At 69.1% G+C, this 23,432-nt stretch carries 26 protein-coding genes; 15 read left to right on the top strand and 11 right to left on the bottom strand.

Annotated features, from left to right (window positions below; all coding sequences use genetic code 11):
• Nucleotides 1-27: 27 nt before the first annotated feature.
• From CQ045_RS04320 to CQ045_RS04300, 5 genes are all read right to left on the bottom strand, one after another.
• Nucleotides 28-351, bottom strand: coding sequence for a hypothetical protein (locus CQ045_RS04320; RefSeq protein WP_258130948.1), 324 nt, complete (start codon nucleotides 349-351; stop codon nucleotides 28-30).
• On the bottom strand, nucleotides 348-734 hold the full coding sequence (gene fliS, locus CQ045_RS04315; RefSeq protein ID WP_105721467.1) for a flagellar export chaperone FliS: 387 nt from the start codon (nucleotides 732-734) through the stop codon (nucleotides 348-350). The genes CQ045_RS04320 and fliS overlap by 4 nt, the downstream gene beginning before the upstream one ends.
• A 2-nt stretch (nucleotides 735-736) precedes the next feature.
• Nucleotides 737-2,119 carry a flagellar filament capping protein FliD gene (fliD, locus tag CQ045_RS04310; RefSeq protein ID WP_105721466.1) on the bottom strand — a complete coding sequence of 461 codons (1,383 nt, stop codon included), beginning with the start codon at nucleotides 2,117-2,119 and terminating at the stop codon, nucleotides 737-739.
• 82 nt (nucleotides 2,120-2,201) lie between these two features.
• Nucleotides 2,202-3,032: a flagellin gene (locus CQ045_RS04305; RefSeq protein ID WP_105721465.1), complete on the bottom strand. Its 831-nt coding sequence runs from the start codon at nucleotides 3,030-3,032 to the stop codon at nucleotides 2,202-2,204.
• A 100-nt stretch (nucleotides 3,033-3,132) separates the two neighbouring features.
• Nucleotides 3,133-3,933: a sigma-70 family RNA polymerase sigma factor gene (locus tag CQ045_RS04300; RefSeq protein WP_105721464.1), complete on the bottom strand. Its 801-nt coding sequence runs from the start codon at nucleotides 3,931-3,933 to the stop codon at nucleotides 3,133-3,135.
• Nucleotides 3,934-4,084: 151 nt separating this feature from the next.
• Here CQ045_RS04300 and CQ045_RS04295 point away from each other — a divergent pair, with 151 nt between their 5' ends.
• From CQ045_RS04295 to CQ045_RS04250, 10 genes are all read left to right on the top strand, one after another.
• Entirely contained in the window at nucleotides 4,085-4,612 is a 528-nt protein-coding gene (locus CQ045_RS04295; protein ID WP_258130947.1) for a flagellar protein FlgN, read from the top strand.
• A 13-nt stretch (nucleotides 4,613-4,625) separates the two neighbouring features.
• On the top strand, nucleotides 4,626-6,035 hold the full coding sequence (flgK, locus tag CQ045_RS04290) for a flagellar hook-associated protein FlgK (RefSeq protein WP_105721462.1): 1,410 nt from the start codon (nucleotides 4,626-4,628) through the stop codon (nucleotides 6,033-6,035).
• 13 nt (nucleotides 6,036-6,048) lie between these two features.
• Entirely contained in the window at nucleotides 6,049-6,930 is an 882-nt protein-coding gene (gene flgL / locus CQ045_RS04285; RefSeq protein ID WP_105721461.1) for a flagellar hook-associated protein FlgL, read from the top strand.
• On the top strand, nucleotides 6,927-7,298 hold the full coding sequence (locus CQ045_RS04280; RefSeq protein ID WP_105721460.1) for a flagellar assembly protein FliW: 372 nt from the start codon (nucleotides 6,927-6,929) through the stop codon (nucleotides 7,296-7,298). Before flgL ends, CQ045_RS04280 begins: the two co-directional genes overlap by 4 nt.
• A 61-nt stretch (nucleotides 7,299-7,359) precedes the next feature.
• Complete coding sequence (tsaB, locus tag CQ045_RS04275; RefSeq protein ID WP_105721459.1) at nucleotides 7,360-7,977, top strand: tRNA (adenosine(37)-N6)-threonylcarbamoyltransferase complex dimerization subunit type 1 TsaB; 618 nt, start codon at nucleotides 7,360-7,362, stop codon at nucleotides 7,975-7,977.
• Nucleotides 7,974-8,462 (top strand): ribosomal protein S18-alanine N-acetyltransferase, encoded by a 489-nt coding sequence (rimI, locus tag CQ045_RS04270; RefSeq protein WP_105721458.1) that lies wholly within the window; start codon nucleotides 7,974-7,976, stop codon nucleotides 8,460-8,462. Before tsaB ends, rimI begins: the two co-directional genes overlap by 4 nt.
• On the top strand, nucleotides 8,459-9,526 hold the full coding sequence (tsaD, locus tag CQ045_RS04265) for a tRNA (adenosine(37)-N6)-threonylcarbamoyltransferase complex transferase subunit TsaD (RefSeq protein WP_105721457.1): 1,068 nt from the start codon (nucleotides 8,459-8,461) through the stop codon (nucleotides 9,524-9,526). Before rimI ends, tsaD begins: the two co-directional genes overlap by 4 nt.
• Entirely contained in the window at nucleotides 9,523-10,008 is a 486-nt protein-coding gene (locus CQ045_RS04260; RefSeq protein ID WP_105721456.1) for a hypothetical protein, read from the top strand. The genes tsaD and CQ045_RS04260 overlap by 4 nt, the downstream gene beginning before the upstream one ends.
• A gap of 4 nt (nucleotides 10,009-10,012) precedes the next feature.
• Nucleotides 10,013-11,140, top strand: a complete 1,128-nt coding sequence (locus CQ045_RS04255) for a hypothetical protein (RefSeq protein ID WP_105721455.1) — start codon at nucleotides 10,013-10,015, stop codon at nucleotides 11,138-11,140.
• Complete coding sequence (locus tag CQ045_RS04250; RefSeq protein ID WP_105721454.1) at nucleotides 11,124-12,287, top strand: hypothetical protein; 1,164 nt, start codon at nucleotides 11,124-11,126, stop codon at nucleotides 12,285-12,287. Before CQ045_RS04255 ends, CQ045_RS04250 begins: the two co-directional genes overlap by 17 nt.
• 7 nt (nucleotides 12,288-12,294) lie before the next feature.
• Here CQ045_RS04250 and CQ045_RS04245 read toward each other — a convergent pair whose 3' ends face one another.
• Nucleotides 12,295-13,506 carry a class I SAM-dependent methyltransferase gene (locus tag CQ045_RS04245; RefSeq protein ID WP_105721453.1) on the bottom strand — a complete coding sequence of 404 codons (1,212 nt, stop codon included), beginning with the start codon at nucleotides 13,504-13,506 and terminating at the stop codon, nucleotides 12,295-12,297.
• 161 nt (nucleotides 13,507-13,667) lie between these two features.
• On the opposite strand from CQ045_RS04245, the gene groES reads away from it, so the two are divergent.
• The 3 genes from groES to CQ045_RS04230 all read left to right on the top strand — a co-directional run bounded on the left by groES (nucleotide 13,668) and on the right by CQ045_RS04230 (nucleotide 16,477).
• Nucleotides 13,668-13,964, top strand: a complete 297-nt coding sequence (groES, locus tag CQ045_RS04240) for a co-chaperone GroES (RefSeq protein ID WP_028502311.1) — start codon at nucleotides 13,668-13,670, stop codon at nucleotides 13,962-13,964.
• Between the two features lie 184 nt (nucleotides 13,965-14,148).
• Complete coding sequence (gene rarD / locus CQ045_RS04235) at nucleotides 14,149-15,078, top strand: EamA family transporter RarD (RefSeq protein ID WP_105721452.1); 930 nt, start codon at nucleotides 14,149-14,151, stop codon at nucleotides 15,076-15,078.
• Nucleotides 15,079-15,223: 145 nt separating this feature from the next.
• Nucleotides 15,224-16,477 carry an ABC transporter substrate-binding protein gene (locus CQ045_RS04230; RefSeq protein WP_105721451.1) on the top strand — a complete coding sequence of 418 codons (1,254 nt, stop codon included), beginning with the start codon at nucleotides 15,224-15,226 and terminating at the stop codon, nucleotides 16,475-16,477.
• Between the two features lie 55 nt (nucleotides 16,478-16,532).
• Here CQ045_RS04230 and CQ045_RS04225 read toward each other — a convergent pair whose 3' ends face one another.
• The 4 genes from CQ045_RS04225 to CQ045_RS04210 are packed head-to-tail and all read right to left on the bottom strand — an operon-like array spanning nucleotide 16,533 to nucleotide 20,549.
• Complete coding sequence (locus CQ045_RS04225; protein WP_105721450.1) at nucleotides 16,533-17,300, bottom strand: ABC transporter ATP-binding protein; 768 nt, start codon at nucleotides 17,298-17,300, stop codon at nucleotides 16,533-16,535.
• On the bottom strand, nucleotides 17,297-18,292 hold the full coding sequence (locus CQ045_RS04220) for an ABC transporter ATP-binding protein (protein ID WP_181156440.1): 996 nt from the start codon (nucleotides 18,290-18,292) through the stop codon (nucleotides 17,297-17,299). The genes CQ045_RS04225 and CQ045_RS04220 overlap by 4 nt, the downstream gene beginning before the upstream one ends.
• Nucleotides 18,282-19,259: a branched-chain amino acid ABC transporter permease gene (locus tag CQ045_RS04215; RefSeq protein ID WP_105721449.1), complete on the bottom strand. Its 978-nt coding sequence runs from the start codon at nucleotides 19,257-19,259 to the stop codon at nucleotides 18,282-18,284. Before CQ045_RS04215 ends, CQ045_RS04220 begins: the two co-directional genes overlap by 11 nt.
• 3 nt (nucleotides 19,260-19,262) lie before the next feature.
• The gene (locus CQ045_RS04210; protein ID WP_105722124.1) at nucleotides 19,263-20,549 is read right to left on the bottom strand and encodes a branched-chain amino acid ABC transporter permease; all 1,287 of its coding nucleotides are present in this window, start codon (nucleotides 20,547-20,549) and stop codon (nucleotides 19,263-19,265) included.
• A 317-nt stretch (nucleotides 20,550-20,866) separates the two neighbouring features.
• Here CQ045_RS04210 and guaB point away from each other — a divergent pair, with 317 nt between their 5' ends.
• Entirely contained in the window at nucleotides 20,867-22,369 is a 1,503-nt protein-coding gene (gene guaB / locus CQ045_RS04205) for an IMP dehydrogenase (protein ID WP_105721448.1), read from the top strand.
• A 69-nt stretch (nucleotides 22,370-22,438) separates the two neighbouring features.
• Here the strand turns inward: guaB and CQ045_RS18610 are convergent, their stop codons facing one another.
• Nucleotides 22,439-22,909 (bottom strand): DUF4190 domain-containing protein, encoded by a 471-nt coding sequence (locus tag CQ045_RS18610; RefSeq protein ID WP_146115181.1) that lies wholly within the window; start codon nucleotides 22,907-22,909, stop codon nucleotides 22,439-22,441.
• Nucleotides 22,910-23,067: 158 nt separating this feature from the next.
• Between CQ045_RS18610 and CQ045_RS04195 the strand changes: the two genes are divergently transcribed.
• A complete protein-coding gene (locus tag CQ045_RS04195; protein ID WP_105721446.1) occupies nucleotides 23,068-23,382 on the top strand; it encodes a DUF2277 domain-containing protein in 315 nt (104 codons plus the stop codon).
• The last annotated feature ends 50 nt before the right edge of the window (nucleotides 23,383-23,432 follow it).

The raw sequence follows: 23,432 nt of genomic DNA, 5'->3' as shown, positions 1-23,432 counted from the left end.
CGCCGAGGCCACGCCGGCCGAGCGGTCTCAGCCGTCCACGTCCAGGAATGCGGGAGCATCGGGGCGCCGGGTCCCCGGGATCCGATCCACCACGCTGAGGTGCTGTCGGAGGCCGTCGAGATCCGTGCGGGCGCGCTCCATCGCGAGGCGCTGACGTTCGATCACGTGGCGGGCCCGGTCGATGAGCGCCGGGGGCAGGGGAGTGGTGGGTGGTGTCCACGCTTCGATGACGGCCGTGTCCGCGGTTCCGGGGGCGGCCGCGAGGATCCGGTCGGCGTCGAGCTCGAGGCGATCCAGCAGGTCGGTCCACTCCGCTGTCACATCGTCTGCGGTCACGTCGTCTGCGCTCACGAACGCGTCTCCGCGACGGTCCGCGCGGCTTCGTGCCAGGCTTCCCGCAGCGGGGCGACGATCCCGTGGCAGGCGCGTGTGCGCTCGGGGTCGCGGCCGATGTTCGCGCCGATGAGGGTCTGCGACAGGAACACGTACAGCGAGCGCAGGTCGGCGCTGCCGTTCCAGTCGTCGGTCAACGACGAGGTCAGCTCCGACACGATGGCCTGCGCGTGCTGGAGCTGGGCGTTCGCCTCGGTCCAGTCCTCGGCCCGCTGGGCGGCCTCGCCGCGCTCGATGTCGAGCAGCAGCCGGTCGTACAGCAGCGTCACGAGACGCTCGGGTGGTGCCGAGAGGACGGCATCGTCACGGTAGCGCTGCTGCGCACGCAGGGCGGCGTTCATGCTCACTTCCCCGAGCTCGAGGTCGGAAGGGCGGCGATCTGCGACGACAGGTAGGTCGACTGCGACTGCAGCTGCGACAGCATCACCTCGAGGCGGGCGTAGGTGCGCTCGAGCGTCGCCTTCCGCTGGGCGAGGCGCACGTCCCAGCGCTCCATCTGCTCGCCGAGGCTCTTGACCTCGCTCTCCTGGCCGGTGATTCGGGAGGTGAGCAGGCCTTCGTACTTGTCGGAGTAGACCTTCGCGGTGTCCTGCACGCGCGCGGCGACGTCGGAGAACAGTCCGGCGACCGCATCCGGGTCTTTCGCGAGGGCTTCGGCGAACTTCTCCTCGTCGAAGGTCAGCACACCGTACATGTCGGTGGAGATGCCGATGGAGGAGGGGGAGACGCCGTCCACCGGATACTGGATGGCGTCGGCGATCGCCGTCCGCAGCGAGCGGACGGTGCTGTCGCCGGTGAACACGCCCAGGGTCGTCTTGTCGCCCGGGTTCGCGGCGACGGTGGCCTTCGATCCGTTGTCGATGCGTGTGAGGATGTCCTTGACCGCGGCGATGAAGTCGGCGGAGGCCTTCGTGCGGGCCTCGGTGTCGATGGTCACACCGACCGTGACGGGGTCGGCGGATACCCCGGACACCGTCACGTCGACACCGTCGAACAGGTCGGTGAAGGTGTTGTTCGACGAGGTCAGCACCTGTTCGGCACTGGTGCCCGCCCACAGTCGCAGCCGTGCGTCGGCGCCCACCGCGATGACGGCCGCTCCCGCTTCGGTCGCGAGGTCGGACGCGGTGCCGGCCTCGACCGCGGCGACATCGCCGCGATGGGCGCGGAACTGACCGCCTTCGCCGGAGTCGGCCGCGCGCAGCTGCAGGCGGTGCAGGGGGTTGCCGTCGGCATCGCGGCCCGCGGGCACAGCGGAGGCGACGACTCCGAAGCCCGCTTCGTTGATGGCCTGGGCGACGTCTTGCATCGAGACGCCGTCGGCCTCGATCTGCAGACGCTCGCCCTTGGCGTTCTCAAGGGTGATCACCGGCGGATCGACGGGCCACCCGTTCGAGGCTGCCGAGACGATGGTGTGGTTCTTCGCGACCGCGTCTACGACGATCTCCGCCGAGACGGGAGCGGCGCCGGCGCGAGTGGCGACGGTGACCGAGGTCGACGACGACGATGTCGTGAATCGGGCCAGTCCGTCGCGCGACGCGGCCTTCTCGGCGGCCGTGGCGAGATTCTGGATCGCGGTGTTCAGCGTCTGCAGCTGGGTGACGATGCCGTTCTTGTCATCCATCTTCGCCTTGAGCAGCGAGCGCGGGATGGCGTGCACGTCCATCAGGGCCTTGATGACCTCCGTGGTCTTCAGGCCGGAGACGAGACCGTCGAGTGAGAGGGACATGCGCGCCTTTCCGATTCAGGTGCAGTGCGGAGGAGGCCCGGGTGGCGGTGGACGCCGCCACCCGGACCTCCTACGGCGTGGTTCAGCGCAGCAGCTGGAGCACGCCCTGGTTGGCCTGGTTGGCCTGGGCCAGCATGGCCGTGCCCGCCTGCGACAGGATGTTCGCCGAGGTGAACTTGACCATCTCGGACGCCATGTCGGTGTCGCGGATGCGGCTCTCGGCGGCGGCGAGGTTCTCCGCCGACACGTTGAGGCTGTTGATGGTCGACTCGAACCGGTTCTGCAGTGCACCGTAGCCGGCGCGTGCGGTCGAGACCGCCTGGATCTCGGTGTCGAGATCGGCGAGTGCGGCGCCGTACGTCGCCGCCGTCGTCATCGTCGCCGCGTAGCCCTTGATGTCCGCGCCGAGGTCGGCGAAGTTGGTCAGGGCCACCGAGATCTGGTCCTCGGCGGCGACGGCGCCCGCGCCGACCTGGAACGTCAGCGTCGTGCCGCCCGAGAGCAGCTTGATGCCGTTGAAGTTCGTGCTCTCGGCGATCCGGGTGAGCTCATCACCGAGGGTGTTGATCTCCTTCTGGATCGCGTCGCGCGACTTCGCGTTGTTCGAGTCGTTCGCACCCTGAGCGGTCAGGTCGCGAACGCGCTGCAGGATCGAGTGGACCTCGGTCAGGGCGCCTTCTGCAGTCTGGATGACCGAGATGCCGTCCTGGGCGTTGCGGGCCGCGACGTTCAGGCCGTTGACCTGCGAGCGCAGGCCCTCGGAGATCGCGAGGCCTGCAGCGTCGTCCGCCGCGCGGTTGATGCGCAGACCGCTCGAGAGCTTCTCGAGCGACTTCGACAGGTCGTTCTGCGTGCTGGACAGGTTGCGGTAGGCGTTGAGCGCCGACACATTGGTGTTGATCTGCATACCCATGAGGGTCTCCTCCGTGATTTGTTCGTACCGGGGGACCATCCGTGGTCTCCCGCACACACCTATCGGCGGAGGGCGCGCGTCCGTTAGTCGAGCGCGCGGGTCAGGCGGGGGCGGATTCGCGGAAGATGTCCGCGATCCGGGACCCTGCCGCATCGGCGATCCGCGAGAAGTACGCGTCGCGTGCTCCGGCGGAGACCCGTGTCGTGGTGGCAGGGGCCTGTCCCTCGGCGAAGTATCGGTCCAGCGCATCGCGCAGGAGCCTGATCGCCTCGGAGCGCTGCTGCGAGACCGCGGAGTGCGTCACGCCCAGCTCCTCGGCGATCTCCTTGACCGGTCGCTCGTCGAAGTACACCGCCTGCACGATCCGGCGCATGCGCTCCGGGAGGGCGGCGACGGCCCGCTCGAGCACCTCGCGCCGTTCGCCGACGAGTGCCGATTCCTCGGGAAGCGGGATCTCGGCGGCCACGTCGCGGGCGGAGGGGTCGTCGATCGTGGTCACGCTGCGCGCGGCGTCGCCGAGCGCTTCGACGACGATCGCCTTCGCGACGCCCATCGCCGTGGCGACCTCGGCGGCCGTCGCGGTTCTGCCGAGCGCGGCGGTGAGGGTGTCGCGGACGGCGACCGTCTCCTTGATGCGCTTGCGGATGCCGCGGGACGCCCAGTCCATCGAGCGCATCTCGTCGGCGAAGGCGCCGAGGATGCGGCGGCGCGCGTACGCGCCGAAGGGGACGCCCAGTGCAGGATCGAACGCCTCGGCGGCGGTCACGAGCGCGAGCGCACCGACGGCCGCGAGCTCGTCACGGGGGATGTGAGTGGCGCGGGAATGGGTCTCGGCGGCGAGGTATCCGACCAGAGGGAGGTTGCTCTCTATGAGGAGATTGCGCTCAGCGCGCGACGACATGGGGGATGATCCACCTCTCTGGATGCACTCCGGAAGCTCCGAGGAGATGAGTAGATGCATATATCACATATACCGAGATATGTACATGGGGAGAACTACCCACCGCCGTTCCACATAGTAACCTTAGGGGCGCGGCAGCCGATAGTGACCTTTGGCCGCGTTACAAGGCGTGGCGATCACTGGGGAAAAGGGGATCATGGGAGCCAACGAACTATCGATACAGCTGTGGCGCGAGCGTGAACTGCTCGAGATGCTTCTCTTCAAGCTCGACGAGCAGCAGTTGCTGCTCGCCGCCGGACGATCCCAATGGATACAGTTTGCCGCGCGCGAGATCGATCAGGTACTCGACCGGCTGCGGGGCGCAGGACTGGCACGCACCGTCGAGGTCGCGACCGTCGCCGAGGAGTGGGGGGCTCCCGAAGGTGCGACGATCCGCGAACTGATCGAGCATGCGCCCGAGGGGGCCTGGCAGGAGGTCTTCGCAGACCACATGCGTGCGCTGACCAAGCTCGCCGCCGAGGTCGAGCAGATGCGCGACGCCAACGCGGAGCAGCTCAGCGGCGTGCTCCGCGCGACCCAGGAGACGATCGCCGCACTGGGGCACGACACCGGCGAGTACACGACGAACGGTGACCGCGCTCGCGACGACGCAGCGCGCATCATCGATACCGAGATGTGACCGGAAGGGGATCATGTCGACCTTCAGCGGATTGAACACGGCGGCCAGCGGACTGGCCGCCGCCCGACGCGGCATGGACGTGGTCGGGCAGAACATCGCCAACCAGAAGACCGAGGGGTACACGCGGCAGCGCGTGCTGACCTCGGCCGTCGCCGCCGTCGCGCAGACGGGGCGTTTCAGTGTGGGGGCCCTGCCGGGGCACGGCGTCTCGATCGACGGAGTCGCCCGGCTCGGTGACGCTCTGCTCGACGCCAGGGTTCGCGATTCCCTCGCCGCATCGGGCTTCTGGTCCACGCGCGCGGTCGCCGCGACCACGATCGAGGCCTCGCTCGCCGAGCCCACCGAGAACGGGCTGGCGGCCAGGCTGTCGAAGTTCTGGTCGGGATGGCAGGACCTCGCCAACACTCCCGACTCGGGCGCTGCGGCCTCGAGCATCCTGGAATCGGCGAAGGAGCTCGCCTCCCAGATCGCGGGTGGGTATCGCACGGTCGCGAGCCAGTGGAACGACGCGCGCGCCGCGGCCGATCGCACGGTGACCCAGGTGAATGCGGCGGCAGACCAGATCGCGGTGCTCAACGGCGAGATCCGCGATGCTCTCGCTTCGGGACGCTCCGCCAACGAGCTCATCGACCAGCGCAGCGTCCTCGCCCAGAACGTCGCCCGCATGTCGGGTGCCGCCGCGACGGTGGAGAGCGACGGGACGATGACCGTGCGGGTCGGCGGCAACGCGCTCGTCGCCGGTTCCGATGCCCGCCACCTCGTTCTGAACGGACCGGCAACGATCGACGCCGGTCAGCGCTTCACCGTGTCCTGGGCATCCGCTCCGGACCTTCCCGCGTCGATCGACGGCGGCGAACTCGGCGGGTCGCTCGCGGTCCTCGCTCCGGCCGCGGACGGTGGGATGCTCGCGCAGCTCGCCTCGACGTACGACGCGGTGGCGACGGCGCTGGCCGACGCCCTGAACACCCAGCATCGCGCGGGCGTCACCTCTTCCGGGCAGCCGGGCGGAGACTTCTTCACCGTTCCGACGACCGGCTCGGCGGCACTCGGCCTGAGGGTCGCCGTGACCGCGCCGTCGGAGCTGGCGCTCGCCGCTCCCGGTGCCGGCGCCTGGGACGCGACCAACGCCGACCTGATCTCTCAGATCGGTCGGAGTGCGACCTCGCCCGATGCCCTCTGGTCCGACCACGTCACCCGCTTCGGAGTGGCCACCGCCGCTGACGTGCAGCGAGCGAAGGTCTCCGATGCGGCCGCCGTGGCCGCGGTCGGGGCGCAGCAGTCCGTCGCAGCCGTCGACGGCGACGAGGAGACGATCAGTCTGCTCACCTACCAGACCGCCTACCAGGCCGCGGCCCGAGTGATGACCGCGGTGGACGAGGCCCTCGACGTCCTCATCAACCGCACGGGCCTCGTCGGACGCTGAGCGAAGGAGCATCGTGATCTCTCGAGTGACCTCGTCATCCATGACGCAGACGGCCATGCGTCAGCTGCAGTCCAACCTCACGGAGCTGGCGCGTCTGCAGGAGCAGGCGACCTCTCAGCGCGCCTTCGCCGCGCCGTCCGACGACCCGGCCGCGGCCGCGACCGCGCTCGCGCTGCATGCCGAGCAGCGTCGCAACGACCAGTACGCGCGCAACATCGACGACGGACTCGCGTGGGTCACGGCGGCCGACGGGGCGATCACCGCGAGCACCTCGCTGCTGGGAAGGATCCGCGACCTCACCGCGCAGGGGGCGAACGACGGAGCGCTCGACGCCACGGCGAAGGAGGCCCTGGCCGTCGAGCTCGAAGGAATCCGCAAGGAGCTCCTCGCGCAGGCGAACACCCGGCTGCTCGGCCGTTCGGTGTTCGCGGGCACATCGGACACCGCGGCGTTCGCCGCGGACTACAGCTACAGCGGAGTGCCCGGTGCCGAGGTGACCCGCCGCGTGTCCGACGGGGCGTCCGTGCGTGTCGACACCGACGGCGCGGCCGTCTTCGGCACCGGCGACGACTCGGTGTTCGCGCTCGTGGACAAGATCGTCGCCGATCTCCGCTCCGGCACGAACGTCGGCCCCCGCTTGGCCGAGATCGACTCCCGTCGCACCGCCATGCTCGGCGTGCAGGGCTCGGTCGGCACCCGGCAGTCTCAGATCGAACGCGCCAAGGAGGCGGCAGTGCAGAATTCCGTGTCCCTCGAGTCCCGCAGGACGGCGGTGGAGGATGTCGATTCGATCGAGGTGCTCGTGCGGCTGCAGGCGCAGGAGCTCGTGTACCGCTCCGCGCTCGCCGTGAACGCGCGTGTGCTCCAGCCCTCGCTCATGGACTTCCTGCGATGACCGCGGCGCTGAGCTTCCTCGCTCCGCCGCCCGGGCTGGCGCCGCACGTCGACTTCGCGCTCGCGCCGGTCGACGGGGCCGATGGACTCTTCTCGATGCGAGCGGTCCAGGACCCCGAACTGCGTCTGTATCTCGTCGACCCGCAGACCGTGCTGAGCGAGTACGCGCCGATCCTCACGGACGAGCAGGCGGACGGGCTGGCGCTGGGCTCGCCCGACGACGCGCTGATCCTCGTGGTCGCCCATCCCGCGGCCGACGGGGTGAGCGTGAACCTCCTGGCTCCCGTGATCGTCAACCGCACCACGGGAGCGGCGTCGCAGGTGATCCTCGAGGACCAGGACTATCCGCTCCGCGCTCCGCTCGGCTGACGCACGATCCTCCTCTCGCCGCTGACCGCTCTCCCAGCGGAACCACGGCTAATCTGGAAGCGTGATCCTTGCCGTCGACACCTCCTTGGGCACGGCTGTCGCCCTCATCGATGCCGACGAGGGGCGACGCGCCGAAGCCGCCGCCACCGACCCGCTCGGTCATGCCGAAGTCATCGGCGATCTGCTCGTCGAGGCGCTCCGTGAGGCCGGCGACGGCGACGTCACGCATGTGGTCGCGGGCATGGGACCGGGACCCTTCACCGGACTGCGCATCGGCATCGCCGCCGCGCGTGCCTTCGCCCTCGGCCGCGGCATCCCGGTGATCCCCGTCCCGAGCCACTTCGCGGCGGCACTCACTGCGCTGGAGACCGAGACGCAGCCGTTCGCGATCGTCACCGATGCGCGTCGACGCGAGGTCGCCATCACGGTCTTCGACGGTGTGGATGCCGACGGGATCCCGCATGTCGCCGCCGACACGGTGCTGGTGCGGGCTGCCGACGCCGACGCGCACCTGGACGGCATCCGTCGCATCGACGTGGCGACCCTGTCGGCGCGGGATCTGGCCAGGGTGGGCGCACGGGCTCTCGCCGCCGGCCGCGCACTGACCGGTGACGAACCCCTCTACATGCGTCACCCCGACGTGACCCTCCCCGGTGCGCCGAAGAAGGTGGGAACATGACCCTCCGCGACGCCGCGCCCGAAGACCTCGACGCGATCATGGCGATCGAGAACCGGTCCTTCCCCACGGATGCCTGGAGCTCCGAGGCGATGGCGGCCGAGCTCGCCAGCCCGCACGGTCGGTATCTCGTCGACGAGCACGACGGCTCCGTGATCGGCTACGGCGGGGTGCGCGCTCTCCGCGGCAGTGCCGATGCCGACATCCAGACCATCGCCCTCCTCGCCGAACACCGCGGACAGGGGAGAGGTCGCGCGCTCCTGCGCGCCTTGCTCGCGGCAGCGGCCGAGCGGGGCGCACGCGAGGTCTTCCTCGAGGTCAGGGCCGACAACCCCTCCGCCGAAGGCCTGTACCTGGCCGAAGGATTCGAGGAGATCGCCCGGCGTCCGCACTACTATCAGCCGGATGACGTCGACGCGATCGTGATGCGTCTCGAGCTGCGCAGGCACCCGGCGACCGCCGCCGCGGCCGAGGAGGCGAAGGCATGAGCGAACCGCTGGTCCTCGGAATCGAGACGAGCTGCGACGAGACGGGCATCGGCATCGTCCGCGGTCGCACCCTGCTCTCGAACACCATCGCGTCCAGCATGGACGAGCACGCAAGATACGGCGGGGTCGTGCCGGAGGTCGCCGCGCGGGCGCACCTCGAGGCGCTGCAGCCCGCGATCGATGCGGCTCTCGCCGAAGCAGGGGTGGGTCTGGAAGACCTCGACGCTGTCGCGGTGACGAGCGGTCCCGGTCTCGCGGGTGCCCTGATGGTCGGGGTGGGGGCCGCGAAGGGTCTGGCCGTCTCGATCGACAAGCCGCTGTATGCGGTGAACCACCTGGTGGGGCACATCGCGGCCGACATCCTGGCGCCCGACTCGGGACCGCTCGAATACCCGACCATCGCACTGCTCGTCTCCGGTGGTCACACCTCGCTGCTGCACGTGCGAGACCTCACCACCGACGTGCGGCTGCTGGGCGAGACGATGGACGATGCCGCGGGGGAGGCGTTCGACAAGGTCGCCCGCCTCCTGTCGCTGCCGTATCCCGGTGGCCCGGAGATCGACCGCGCAGCCGCAGAAGGCGACCCTGACGCGATCCGGTTCCCGCGCGGGCTCTCCCGCGCGTCCGACCTGGCGAAGCACCGTTACGACTTCTCGTTCTCGGGATTGAAGACGGCCGTGGCTCGCTGGGTCGAGCGCTGCGAGGCCGACGGCATCGAGGTGCCGATCGCCGACGTCGCCGCGAGCTTCCGCGAAGCCGTCGTCGACGTGCTCGTGACGAAGGCGCTCGCCGCGTGCGCGGACCTCGGCGTGCCGCGTCTGCTGCTCGGCGGAGGCGTGATCGCGAACCGGCGTCTGCGGCAGGTCGCTCTCGAGCGGGCGGCGGCGGCAGGTGTCACCGTGCGCATTCCGCCGCTGTCGCTGTGCACCGACAACGGCGCGATGATCGCGGCGCTCGCCGCCGAGCTGATCTCGTCGGGACGCCGCCCGTCGACACTCGCGTTCGGTGCGGACTCGACGCTTCCGGTCACGGAGATCCAGATCGCGGAGGCGGTGTCGGTATGAGTGACACCCCCGCCGCACCCGACGCGAAGGGGCCGCCGACCCCGTCTGCGCGCATCGAGCGTCCCAGCGATGAGGTCGAGCACCCGGCCGGCGCGGCGCGGCTCCCCGGCGCCCGTCGCGAGGGCTACACGAAGCTGCCCACGGGACCCGTCGGCATCGAGCCGGTGGTCGTGAGCGGCCCCGACATCGACGCGCCCGACGAGACGGAGTGGGAGCCGACGACCGACGCCGCTGCGATCGACGACACCCGGCTCGCGCCGTGGGCGCTGCTCGCCGCGATCGTGGCCCTCGGCGCATCGTTCTTCGTCGGCTGGGGCATCCCGGTCGCCGTCGTGGCCGTCATCGCCGCGATCATGTCCCTGCGTCGTCCCGTCGAGAGCCGCGCGATCGCTCGGTGGGCGCTCGTGCTGGGGCTCTGCGCGACGGTCTACAGCCTGGGCTGGCTGGTCTGGGCGGGCATGCAGTTCGAGAAGCTCGGCTGACCGGATGCTGCACGCCGAAGAGCTCGAGGAACTGCGTTCCCTGCAGGCGCGGGCCTACGGGCGCGACGCCGTGCTCACCGACGCCGACGCCCTCCGGCTGCGGGAACTCCAGGCCCGCCGGGTGGCGCCTGCTCCCGAGGCCGCCGAGCACGAGCCGGCCGAGCCCCGAGTGCCCTCGCCTTCTGAGCCGCCGTCGGCGGAGCGCGCTCCTGCCGGAGCAGGGGGCGGCGACGCGAGCGTTCTCGTGGCGCCCGAGACCGATGACGGCGGTCCGGAGTCCGCAGAGGCGCACGGGGACGAGACGCCCTCGTCGCCGGCACCGTCCCTCTGGTCCCTGCTCCGCACGCGGTGGCGACCGGTCGCGATCGCGGCCGTGGCCGTGCTCCTGGTCGGGCTGGGAGTCGGCTGGCTCGCATTCGGACGCTCCGGCGTCGCGTCGGTGGAGCTCACGGCCGAGCAGCAGGAATGGCAGGACGACCTGATCTCCGGGGGCGTCTACGACGCGGGTTCGGTCCGTGCGCTCGCGGTCGAGGAGGGCGTGGTCGTCTGGGCGGCCACCAAGGACTCGCGGGCCCGGACGTGCGTGATCCTGAGCACGGGAGCGGTGTCCCTGCCCTCCTGCGATCGCACGGACCGGGTCGCCGAAACCGGGATCTACGGGTCGATCACGGTCGGAGCGTCGGACGATCTGCAGCGCCAGGTCAATGTGCAGATGCTGCTCACCGCCACCGGCGATCCGGCGGTGGCGGTCACCGCGTACGACTACGACCCGGTCTCCAGCGGCATCACCTACGCGAACGAGCAGGAGGCCGACACAGCGGCGCGTCTGGTCGAGGAGGGCTTCGACGCCAGCTCCCTCTGGGTGGTCGGCTACGACGGCGAGGTGCCGGTCTGGAACGGCGTGCAGGTCGACTCGCAGAACCGGTGCCTCATCCACGACGGGTCCACCCCGGAGTCCCCGATGACCTGCGCCGATCCCGAGACGATGCAGGAGCAGGCGTCGAGTCTCGTCCTCAACGTCGTCGACACCGACACCGGCGCCGTGACCCACCTCGAGATGGGGTCCGCCCAGGGTCCGGCATACCTCGTCATCACGCGCGAGGGAGGCGTCGGCGGTGCCGGCGGAGACTGAGGCAGAGGCCGAGGAACGGCGGGCCCTGCAGCGCAAGGCCTATGGCCGCGGCGGTGCGCTGACCGAGGCGGAGTCGCGGCGCCTGCGTGCGCTCGAAGACGCGCGCCGCTCCGACCTCGTCCCGGAAGCCTCGCAGTCCGCGGACCCCGAGCGCGATGCGCGCGGGACGCCCCCTGTCGCGTCACAGGAGCCGCTCGTCGTCGCGGAATCGGACGAACCTGACGAGCCGGGCCCGGATGCTCCCGTGCCGGCGCGCCCCGGTCCCCGGCACCCGCTGCTGCGGCGGGTCGCGGCGGCGGTCGCGGCATCCGCCGTCCTGCTCGTGATCGGCATCGGCGCCGGCTGGGCGCTGTTCTCTCCGCGCAACGGCCTCCCGCTGACCGACGAGCAGCAGCAGCGCCGAGCCGAACTCGCCGCCGAGGCGTTCGACCCCGGCTCCGTGCACGCGATCGCGCAGGACGAGCAGGCGCTGGTCTGGTACGCGACGCAGGACGATGGCGAAGTCCGCTGCCTGATCCTCGACGTCGGCGTGCAGTCGCAGACCGATTGTCTGCCGACCGACGAGATCGCCTTCGGATTGTCCGCCTCCCTGCCCGTGCCGCCCTCCGAGGGGGAGGAAGAGAATGCCGCGGCAGGCGACGTCGTGTACGCCACGCTGCTGTTCTCGACAGCCGGCGAGCCGATGGCCGGCATCCAGCGCTGGGGAGCGGGGCCCGCGCTCGCGAACCAGTTCTCGGACGCGGAGCGCACGCGTGCCGAGGCGCTGTTCGCCGAAGGGTATGAGCTCGGGCTCTCGGTCATCGGCGATTTCCGCGGTGAGCCCGTCTGGCTCGCCGATCGTCTCTCCACCCAGGGGGCGTCGGTGCGCTGTCTGATCGTCGACGCCTGGGGGTCGGCGTCGTGCGAACCCTTCGAGACCGCCCTGCAGGCGGGCCTGGGCGCACAGATCGTCGATGTCGACGCCGCCGGCGACGTGGCATCGATCTCCGTGCTCGATCTGCGGTTCACGACCCAGCAGACGCCGTACCTCACGATCACCGAGGCCGCCGGCGTCACCGCGGTGGCCCCCGGAGACTCGGTCGTGATCCAGTCGCCGCCCGGCGACCCGATCGAGGTCGAGACGCCGAACCGCGGCGCGGACGGCTGAGAGTCGGTCAGCTCGCCGCGGGAACCCGGTCGGCGAGGATCGCGCGACGCTGATCGCCCACACGCGCGAGGATCAGCGTCGCCTCCTGGTCGCCGCGCAGCACGAGCTTCTTCCGGAATGCCGCGGGGTCGACGTCGACGCCGCGCTTCTTGATCTCCAGGCGCCCGATCCCGTGCGCCTTCAGCGCGGCGCTGATGGCCTTCGTGTTCGCGGGCAGGGTCTCGCGCACCCGGAACGACTGCACGAACGGACTGGTCAGCGCGGCGTCCGACGTCAGATAGGCGATGTGCTCGTCGAGCATCCCCGCATCGAGGCTCCGGGCGACGTCTCCGATCAGGCGCGCGCGGATGACCGCACCGTCGGGCTCGTGCAGGAAAGCTCCGAGCTCGCGCACCGGCTCGTCGGGGGCGTCCGCGGGCGCGGTGAGTTCGTGCGAACGGTCGTCGCGGATCACGAGCGCGGCGCGCCGGACGCCCTCGCGCGCCAGGACGCCGCTCCAGACGACGAGCTCGACGACGCTGCCGTCGGCGCTCACCCACTGCGCCTCGGCATCAGCGGGAAGCGCATCCCGGTCGTGTGCCGGACCGAGCTTGATTCCGGTCGGAAAGCGGGCCGCGACATCGAAGGCCCAGTCCAATGAGGGGGAGTAGTCGTCGGCGGAGACGCGTCGGGTCTCGCTGTGCCCCGACGTGCGTCGGGCCGGATCCATCCAGATCGCGCGGGACCCCGCCTGGTCACCGGCGGGGAGGGCTTCCTCCGCGGTGCCATGGTGCACCACCGCGCTGTCGCCGAACGGGGCGAGATTGTAGGCCGCGATCGCCGCGGTGACCTCGTCGGCGTCGACGGCGAGCACCTCGAGTCCGGCGCCGACGAAGGCGAGCGCGTCGCCGCCGATGCCGCATCCGAGATCGGAGACTTCGGTGAGCCCCGCTCGACGGATCCGCTGCGCGTGCCGCGCCGCGACGCCGAGCCTCGTCGCCTGCTCGAGCCCGGCGCGGGTGAACAGCATCCGAGCGGCGAAGGGTCCGAACTTGGACGCTGCCTTGGAGCGCAGATGGGCCTGCCCGACCACCGCGGAGACCAACTCGGGGGAATGGCCCGCCGCGCGCAGCCGCGAGACGGCGCGGGCGACGTCCGCGGTCGATCCGATCTCCCCGACCGCGTCGAGCAGCTCGAGACCGGCGGGGGTCAACAGGGCGCGCAGCTCGGAGATCTCCACCGCCTCAGCCTAATTCCCCGTCCCGCTCGACAGGACGCCCCGCGCGCACTGGCACTCGCATTGCATGAGTGCCAGCCGACCGCCTACACTGGCATTAGCACTCTCGGGTTGAGAGTGCGAACAAGTCTTTCGTGTCAGCGTCAAGAAAGAAGAGGTAGACCGTGTCGGTTTCCATCAAGCCGCTCGAGGACCGCATCGTCATCCAGCAGGTCGAGGCCGAGCAGACCACCGCGAGTGGCCTGGTCATCCCCGACACCGCCAAGGAGAAGCCCCAGGAGGGCGAGGTCGTGGCTGTCGGCCCCGGCCGCATCGACGACAACGGCAACCGCGTTCCGATCGACGTCGCCGTCGGCGACCGTGTCCTGTACAGCAAGTACGGCGGCACCGAGGTGAAGTTCGGCGCAGACGAGTACCTCGTCCTGTCGGCTCGCGACGTCCTCGCCGTCGTCGTCCGCTGATCGACTGAAGCCGTTCCCGCCCCTCTCCGAGGGGGAGGAACTCGGTCCTCGAAGAGGGCCCGGATGCTCACCGCATCCGGGCCCTCTTCTGCGTTCCGCCAGGCGGCATCCGTTTCCTGCCAATCTCCGGCCCGAGCCCTCCGCGGCGCGATTCGCACCACTGCCCCGGGCATAGGGTTGTGCGGTGCCCCTTGAGACGACCCGCGCCACGCAGTCCGCCGGAGTCGCCTACGCCGGAGCCGCCTACCTCCTCTGGGGCGTGCTCCCGCTCTACTTCCTCCTCCTGGTTCCCACCGGCCCGTGGGAGGTCGTGGCCTGGCGGGTGCTGCTGTCCTTCGTCTTCTGTCTCCTGCTCCTCACGGTCACGCGCGGGTGGGCGGCGTTCGGTGTGATCCTCCGGCACCCGAAGCTGCTGGGCTGGACGGCCCTCGCCGGTCTCCTCATCTACGTCAACTGGCAGGTGTTCCTGATCGGGACGCTCAGCGACAACGTCGTCGAGACGAGCCTGGGCTACTTCATCAACCCCATCACCACCGTGCTGCTCGGCGTCTTCGTCCTGAAGGAGCGCATCCGCAGGCTGCAGTGGGCGGCCATCGCGATCGCGGCGATCGCCGTCGTCGTGATCATCGTGGCCTACGGTGACTTCCCGTGGATCGCGCTCTCGCTGACGGCGTCCTTCGGGGTCTACGGACTCATCAAGAAGAAGATCGGCCCCGCGGTCGATGCCGTCAGCGGCCTGACCCTCGAGTCGTTCTGGCTGATCCCGATCGCCGTCGTGCAGCTGATCGTCGTCGCGCAGACGACGGGGATCACGATGGGCGCGAACGGCTGGACGCATGCCCTGCTGCTCGCCTTCGCCGGTGTCGCCACGGCCGTTCCCCTGCTGCTCTTCGCCGCCGGGACCCGGCGGATCAACCTCACCGTGATCGGGATGATCCAGTTCATCACCCCGGTGATGCAGTTCCTCATCGGCGTCGCGGTGCTGCATGAGCCGATGCCCGCGGAACGCTGGGCGGGATTCATCATCGTCTGGATCGCGATCGTGGTCTTCATCGTCGACCTCCTCCTCGCCGCGGGGCGGGGACGCGGGATCCCGCGGACCGAACCGGTCTGATCCCGAGGTTCGCCGCCACGGAAACCCGGTGTCGGATCGTTAACGCACCGAGATACTTGCGACCCCTCTGCACGCGCATCACGGCCTAGTGTTAGAGCACCCGACTGTGGTCACAAATCCACGTTCAGTTACGCAAGGGAGCATCATGAACGCACTGAAGGGCTCGCGCACCGCGAAGGTCTTCGCCGGGATCGCGCTGCTCAGCGCATCCGCCATCGTCATCGCCGGCTGCAGCAGCACGCCGAACGCCGAGCCGACAGAGGGCGGTGACAAGCCGGCCGCCGATCTGACTCTGAAGCTCGGCTCGCTGCTTCCCGCGACCGGCTCGCTCGCGTTCCTCGGGGCGCCGATGGAAGCCGGCGTCCAGCTGGCCGTCAACGAGATCAACGAGGCCGACGCCGGCGTGACCATCGACCTCACCACCGCCGACGAGGGCGACCTCGACAACAAGGCGTACGAGACCTCGATCACGAACCTGCAGAACGCGGGCATCACCGCGATGGTCGGAGCCGCCTCGTCGAGCGTCACCAAGCTCATCCTCGACGGCAACGCCGGTGCGGGCATCCTCACCGTGTCGCCGTCGAACACGTCGCCGGACTTCACGGGCATCAACCCGCTGTACTTCCGCACGGCGCCGAGCGACAACCTGCAGGGCGAGGTGCTGGGCAACCAGATCGCCGAGGACGGGCACAAGACCCTCGGCATCATCTACCAGAACGACCCCTACGGCACCGGCCTCTTCGAAGCCATCAAGGCGACGTTCGAGGGCACCGGCGGCGAGGTCGTCGAAGCGGTCTCCTACAACCAGGGTGACGGTCAGTTCAACGCGCAGGTGTCGTCGATCGCCGCTGCGAAGCCGGATGCCGTCGCCGTCGTCTCGTACGACCAGTTCGCGACCATCGCGCCGCTGCTCGGCAACGCCGGCGTCGACACGGGTTCGCTGTACCTGGTGGACGGCAACCTGAAGGACTGGGGCACCGACGTCTCGGTCAGCCTCGAGGGCTCGAAGGGCACCCGCGCCGGCGCTGAGCTGCCGCAGGACTTCCTCGACCAGCTGAACGAGGTCTGGACCGCCGACGGCAACGAGCCGATCGACGCCGTGACCTACTCCGCAGAGGCGTACGACGCCGTGATCCTGATCGCCCTGTCGGCACTCGCCGCGGGTTCGGTCGAGGGTGCGGACATGGCCGAGCAGATGATCACCGTCTCCGGTGGCGACGGCGACGGCGAGAAGTGCACGACGTTCGCCGAGTGCGCCGACATCATCAACGGCGGCGGCACGGCCGACTACAACGGTCTCTCCGGTGACATCACGTTCGACGAGAACAACGACCCGAAGGGTGCAGCCATCGGCGTCTACGAGTTCGGCGCGGACAACACCACCACGCGGATCAAGTAATCGCAGACACGAAGGCCCCGGATGCTCGGCATCCGGGGCCTTCGTCGTGCGCGGCTCAGGCGGCGTCGGTGCCGAGTGTGCCGAGGTAGAGGCCGATGACCTTGGGGTCGTTCAGCAGCTCGCGTCCGGAGCCCTCGTAGGCGTCCTTGCCCTGATCGAGCACGTAGCCGCGGTCGCAGATCTGCAGGCAGCGCCGTGCGTTCTGCTCGACCATGATCGTCGTCACGCCCGCCTTGTTGATGTCGGAGACGCGGATGAACGCGTCGTCCTGACGCACGGGGGAGAGGCCTGCCGACGGCTCGTCGAGCAGCAGCACCGACGGGTCCATCATCAGCGCCCGCGACATGGCGACCATCTGCCGCTCGCCGCCGGAGAGGGAACCTGCGCGCTGCTTGAGGCGCTTGCCCAGCTCGCCGAAGATGCTGCTGACGAACTCGAGGCGCTCGGCGAAGATCTTCGGGTTCTGGTACAGACCCATCTCCAGGTTCTCCTGGATGGTCAGCGACGGGAACACGTTGTTCGTCTGCGGCACGAAGGCCACGCCGCGGCGGACGAGCTTGTCGGCCTTGAGGCCGACGATGCTCTCGCCCTTCACCGTGACATCTCCCGAGCGGATCTCGACCATTCCGAAGATCGCCTTGAGCAGCGTCGACTTTCCGGCGCCGTTCGGGCCGATGATGCCGATCAGCTCGCCCTTGCGCGCCACGAGGTTCGCGCCGTTGAGGATGTTCACTCCCGGCAGGTACCCCGCGTGCACATCCGTCAGCTCGACGATCACGTCGTCGTTCTTGATCTCGTTCCGTTCGACGGGTGCGTCGGTCATGCCTTCTCCTCCTCGATGTCCTCGGCCTCGACCTCGGCTTCGACCTCGGTCTCGATCTGCTCGCGGATGCGGATGGCGTCCTCTTCCGAGATGACCGGAAGGCGGCCGGTGACGGCACCGAGGTCGAGGTCCTGGTGGGCTCCCAGGTAGGCGTCGACGACGGCGGGATCCTCCATGACCTGATCGGGCGGACCCTCGGCCACGACGCGGCCCTCGGCCATCACGACGACCCAGTCGGCGATGTGACGGACCATGTGCATGTCGTGCTCGACGAACAGCACCGTCATCCCGAGATCCTTGAGGTCGAGGATGTGCTCCAGCAGCGACTGCGTGAGGGCGGGGTTGACCCCGGCCATCGGCTCGTCGAGCATGACGAGCGTGGGGTCGCTCATGAGGGCGCGGGCCATCTCGAGGAGCTTGCGCTGGCCGCCCGAGAGCGACGCCGCGAAATCCTGCTCCTTGGCGTCGAGCTTGAACCGGGTGAGCAGCTCGTGCGCGCGCACCTCGATCTCCTGGTCCTGCTTGCGCCAGAGGAACGGGAACAGTCCCGCCCAGAAGCCCTCGCCGCGCTGATCCTTCGCGCCGAGCTTCATGTTCTCGAGCACCGTCAGCAGCGACAGCGACTTGGTGAGCTGGAACGTGCGCACCTGACCCATGCGTGCGACCTTGAAGGACGGGATGCCCGACAGGTTCGTCCCGTCGAACGACCAGGTGCCGCTGTTCGGCTTGTCGAAGCCGCAGAGCAGGTTGAACAGGGTCGTCTTGCCGGCGCCGTTCGGCCCGATCAGCGCCGTGATGGCGCCGCGGGGGATCTCCAGGTGATCCACGTCGACGGCGGTGAGACCGCCGAAGCGACGCTCCACGGCATCGACGATGAGGATCGGGTCGACCTTCTTGACGCCGGGAGCCGCGGGGCCGGACGCCAGGCCTCCGGTCTTGGCGCGGGGCGTGATCTTCGCGGGCGTGACCGCCGCGTCGTCATTACTTGACAAAGGTCATCTCCCTCTTGTTTCCGAGGATGCCCTGAGGGCGGAAAATGACGATCAGCATCAGCACGACACCGATCACGATGTACCGCACGACGTCGGCCTGTGCGCCGGACATCGGAAGGTAGCCGGCGTTCGCCATCGCGGGAAGGAGGGCGCCGAGGAAGGCGAACACCACCCAGAACAGCACGGCGCCGAGCGTCGGTCCGAGCACGGTGGCCGCGCCGCCGAGCAGGAGGATGGTCCACAGGAAGAAGGTCAGCGACGTGGAGTAGCTGCCGGGGATCACCGCGGACGGCAGGATGAACACGACGCCGCCGAGGGCGCCGATCACACCACCGACCACGAGAGCCTGCATCTTGTAGGCGAAGACGTTCTTGCCGAGCGAGCGCACCGCGTCCTCGTCCTCGCGGATGCCCTTGAGCACCCGGCCCCACGGGCTGCGCATGAGCGCCCAGACCACGAGGACCGCCACTGCGAGGCTGATCAGACCCACGACTCGGACCCAGAGGTCGGTCGCGTTGTAGGTCCACGGTCCGAAGCCGTACGTGCCGGGAGGGAACGGGTTCGCGTCGCGGAAGCTCTGGTGATAACCCGAGAGTCCGCCCGCCGAGTTCGTCCAGTCCTTGAACAGCTCGGTCACGAACAGCAGGCGCACCACCTCGGCGGTTGCGATGGTCGCGATGGCGAGGTAGTCGGCGCGCAGACGGAGGGTGGGGATGCCGAGCACGAGAGCGAACACCGCTCCGCCGAGCAGGCCGACGAGGAGCGCCGCCCACCAGGGGAAGCCGAACGTCAGGATCGAGATCGCGTAGCCGTAGGCACCGATGGCCATGAACGCGGCCATGCCGAAGTTGAGCAGTCCGGTGTACCCGAAGTGCACGGCGAGACCCGTTGCCGCGAGTGCGTACGCGATGGTGGTCGGGCTGAAGAGATAGGAGGCGGTGTTGCCGAAAATGCTGCCGAAGTCCATGCGTCAGCCCAACCTTTCTTTTCGTCCGAGGATGCCTTGCGGTCGGACCAGCAGGATCAGGATCAGCGCGACCAGCGCGGTCGCGTACTTGAGGTCCGTCGGTACGCCGAACAAGGTCGACACCTCGACGGCCATACCCACGATGATCGAGCCGATCAGGGCGCCGATCGCGGAGCCGAGACCGCCGAGCGTGATCGCACAGAACATCAGCAGCAGCATCTGCATGCCCATGTCCCACTTGACTCCGGGGCGGAAATACGCCCAGAGGATGCCGGAGATCGCGGCGAGCGCACCGGCGAGGATCCACACGGTGCGGATCACCTTGTCGACGTCGATGCCGGATGCGGCGGCGAGCTGCGGGTTGTCCGAGATCGCGCGTGTCGCCTTTCCGGTGCGGGTCCGGGTGAGGAAGAACGCCACCCCGAGGATCACGATGATGCTCGTCGCCATCCCGATCATGTCGATGTACGAGAGGGAGATCGGTCCGAGCTTGATCGGCGTCGGGCTCGAGCCCGGCAGCTGATACGTGTTGCCTCCGATGATGTACTGCATGCCGTAGCGGAGGGCGAGGGAGAGTCCGATGCTCACGATCATCAGCTGCACCACTCCGAGACCTCGTCGTCTCAGGGGTTTCCAGATCCCCGCATCCAGTGCCCAGCCGAGGGCTGCGCCGCCGATGACCGCGGCGATGATGCCGAGCCAGATCGGCAGGTGCCAGAACGTGGTGAAGAGCAGGGCGACCACCGCGCCCCACGTGACCATCTCGCCGTGGGCGAAGTTCGACAGCCGCGTGGTCCCGTAGATGAGTGCGGCACCCATCGAGGCGAGGCCCAGGAGGAGTCCGAAGTTCAGACCACCGACGAGACGAGAGAGGAGCTGATCGAAGAACGACACGGTGACCCGCTCTCCCGCGCCGAGGAAGAAGTTGACGATCTTGGTGCCGGTCAGTCCGAACTCGAGCTCGAACGACGCCGTGCTCCCGGAGACGGGCTGGATGCCCTCCGGAAGCTGCGTGGCATCCACGATCACGCCGTCCGGGAGTGTGGATTCGTCCACCGTGAGGGTGTACGTCTCCTTCTCCGGCACGTAGAGGCGCCACTTGCCCTCGGCGTCGGTCTCGGTCTCGGCGTCGAAGCCGTTTCCCTCGATCGACATGACGACGCCCTCGACGGGTTCATCGGCGTTGGTGACGACTCCGGCGAAGTAGAAGTCCGTGACTTCCTGCCCGTCGTCCGTCGTCTCGGCCGACGCCGATGAGGGCGGCAGGAAGAGGAAGGCGCTGAGCGCCATGAGGATGCCGAGGAAGGCGACCACCCAGGGTCGCTTTCGCTGCACGGCGATTGTTGTGGGTCCCACGCAACCTCCACTGTGAGTGCTGTCTCTGCGGCATCGGGTGTGAACCGCAGGGATGGACGACGCACTTGAGCGTAGTGTGCGATCTGCGAATCGCCTACCGCCCGGGCCAACGGTCCGATAACGACGGGGCTCTGGGAATGTTCTCGGGCGTGTCTCGCTTAGAATCTTCATACGGGCCGCGGCCCCGCACCGGCCGACGTCGACCACCCCCTCGCACTCGGACTTGCGCGACTCGCGCAGAAGGAGAATCCATGGAACAGCACGATCCCTTCGGCTTCGTCGGACTGACGTACGATGACGTGCTGCTCCTTCCCGGGCACACCGACGTCATCCCCAGCGAGGCGGACACATCGTCGCGGATCACGCGCCGCATCTCGGTCGCCACCCCTCTGCTCTCGAGCGCGATGGACACGGTCACCGAGTCGCGCATGGCTATCGCGATGGCCCGCGAGGGCGGCATCGGGATCCTGCACCGCAACCTCTCCATCGCCGACCAGGCGGCACACGTCGATCGCGTCAAGCGCAGCGAGTCGGGCATGATCACCGACCCGATCACGACCACGCAGGATGCGACCGTCGAAGAGGTCGACAACCTGTGCGCCAAGTACCGCATCTCGGGTCTTCCCGTCGTCGACGCCGACGGCAAGCTGGTCGGAATCATCACCAACCGCGACATGCGGTTCGTCTCGGGCTTCGAGCGTCAGACCACGTTCGTCAAAGACGTGATGACGAGCGAGAACCTCGTCACGGCACGCGTCGGCGTCGCCGCGGGCGAGGTCATCGCCCTGTTCGCGAAGCACCGGGTCGAGAAGCTGCCGCTGATCGACGACGACGGCAAGCTCGCCGGCCTCATCACCATCAAGGACTTCGACAAGAGCGAGAAGTACCCGCTGGCGACCAAGGACGACCAGGGTCGCCTGCGCGTCGGTGCGGCGATCGGATTCTTCGGCGACGCGTGGGAGCGTGCCGAGGCGCTGCGCGACGCCGGTGTGGACGTGCTCGTGGTCGACACCGCCAACGGTCAGTCCCAGGGCGTCATCGACCTCGTCCGCCGGTTGAAGGCCGACACCTCGTTCGAGCACATCGACATCATCGGCGGCAACGTCGCGACCCGCGAGGGCGCCCAGGCTCTGATCGACGCGGGTGTCGACGCGGTCAAGGTCGGCGTCGGTCCCGGGTCCATCTGCACCACGCGCGTCGTCGCGGGTGTCGGCGTCCCCCAGGTCACCGCGGTCTACGAGGCTTCTCTCGCGGCGCGTCCCGCCGGTGTCCCCGTGATCGCCGACGGCGGTCTGCAGTACTCCGGCGACATCGCCAAGGCTCTCGTCGCCGGCGCTGACGCGGTGATGCTCGGGTCTCTCCTGGCCGGTACCGACGAGTCCCCGGGCGAGATCGTCTTCCAGTCCGGCAAGCAGTTCAAGCAGTACCGGGGGATGGGTTCGCTCGGTGCGATGCAGACCCGGGGCAAGCAGACCTCCTACTCCAAGGACCGCTACTTCCAGGCCGACGTGCCCAGCGACGACAAGCTGATCCCCGAGGGCATCGAAGGGCAGGTGCCGTATCGCGGTCCGCTCGCCGCCGTCGCCTACCAGCTGGTCGGCGGCCTGCGGCAGTCGATGTTCTACGTCGGCGCGCGCACCATCGAAGAGCTCAAGACCCGTGGCAAGTTCGTCCGGATCACCTCGGCGGGGCTCAAGGAATCGCACCCGCACGATGTGCAGATCGTGGTCGAGGCACCGAACTACAAGAAGTAGTCGACAGACGGGAAGAGGGACCGGATGCGCATCGCATCCGGTCCCTCTTCTGTTCGGTTCAGGGGCGGGTCAGCCGCAGGTGTAGGTCACGCCGTCGACCTGCCACACGCCGGGGCCCAGTTCCGCGCACATCCCGCCGAGTGCGGCGAACACCGTGATGGCGAGGATCAACATGATGATCCAGAAGATCGTGATGATCGCGCCGACGACGATGCCGGCGATGGCGAGTCCCTTCGGCTGGCCGGCCTTGCCGAGCTTCACGGCGGCGACGATGCTGATGACGAGGCCGACGGGCGCCGCCAGGAACGCGAGCACCAGACCGACGATCGACAGCACGCGTCCCGGCGGCGTCGCTGCCGGCTGCGCGTAGGCGGGGGCCCCCGAGTCCGGGTAGCCCGCGGCCGGAGCCGCATTCGGGGTGGTGTCCCAGGCCGGCGCCGCAGCAGAGGGCGGCGGGGGAGTAGGCGCCCCGGCGGGTGGCGGCGCGGCGGGATGCGAAGAGTCGGGGGTCGGCTGCTCGGGGAACGGGGGGTTCGTCATGTTCTGTCCTGTCGATGGGTGAACGGAGGAACGTGAGTGCAGTTCCGGTAGCCAGAGCGTAGCGAGGACGAGGAGGCCCGCACCATCCCTTCGCCGTCCTCGCGACCGGGGACGCCGCCCCTTACGCCGCGGCCCCCGCCAGGCGTAACGTGCACGGTATGTGCCGAAACATCGTCCCGCTGAACAACCTCGAACCGGCCGTGACCGAGGAGGAGTGCCACGACGCGGCTCTGCAGTTCGTGCGCAAGATCTCCGGCTCGACGGCGCCGTCGAGAGCGAACCAGGCCGTCTTCGACCGGGCCGTCGATGAGATCGCGCATGTCGTGAGCCGCCTCCTCGACGAGCTCGTGACCAACGCCCCACCCAAGAACCGCGAGGATGAGGCGGCGAAGCGGCGCGCGCGCTCCGCCGAGCGGTACGAGGCCATCCGCGTGTATCAGCAGGAGAAGCGGGCGGCTCGCACCGGCTCGTAGAAGTGGAGCCGCCGCGGCATCCCGATATGCCAGACTCGACATATCCCGCT

It is taken from the genome of Microbacterium sp. MYb66 (assembly GCF_002979435.1).
GTDB lineage: Bacteria > Actinomycetota > Actinomycetes > Actinomycetales > Microbacteriaceae > Microbacterium.
The sequence above is the reverse complement of the archived record's forward strand: the minus strand, read 5'-3'. Positions and strand labels throughout refer to the sequence as shown.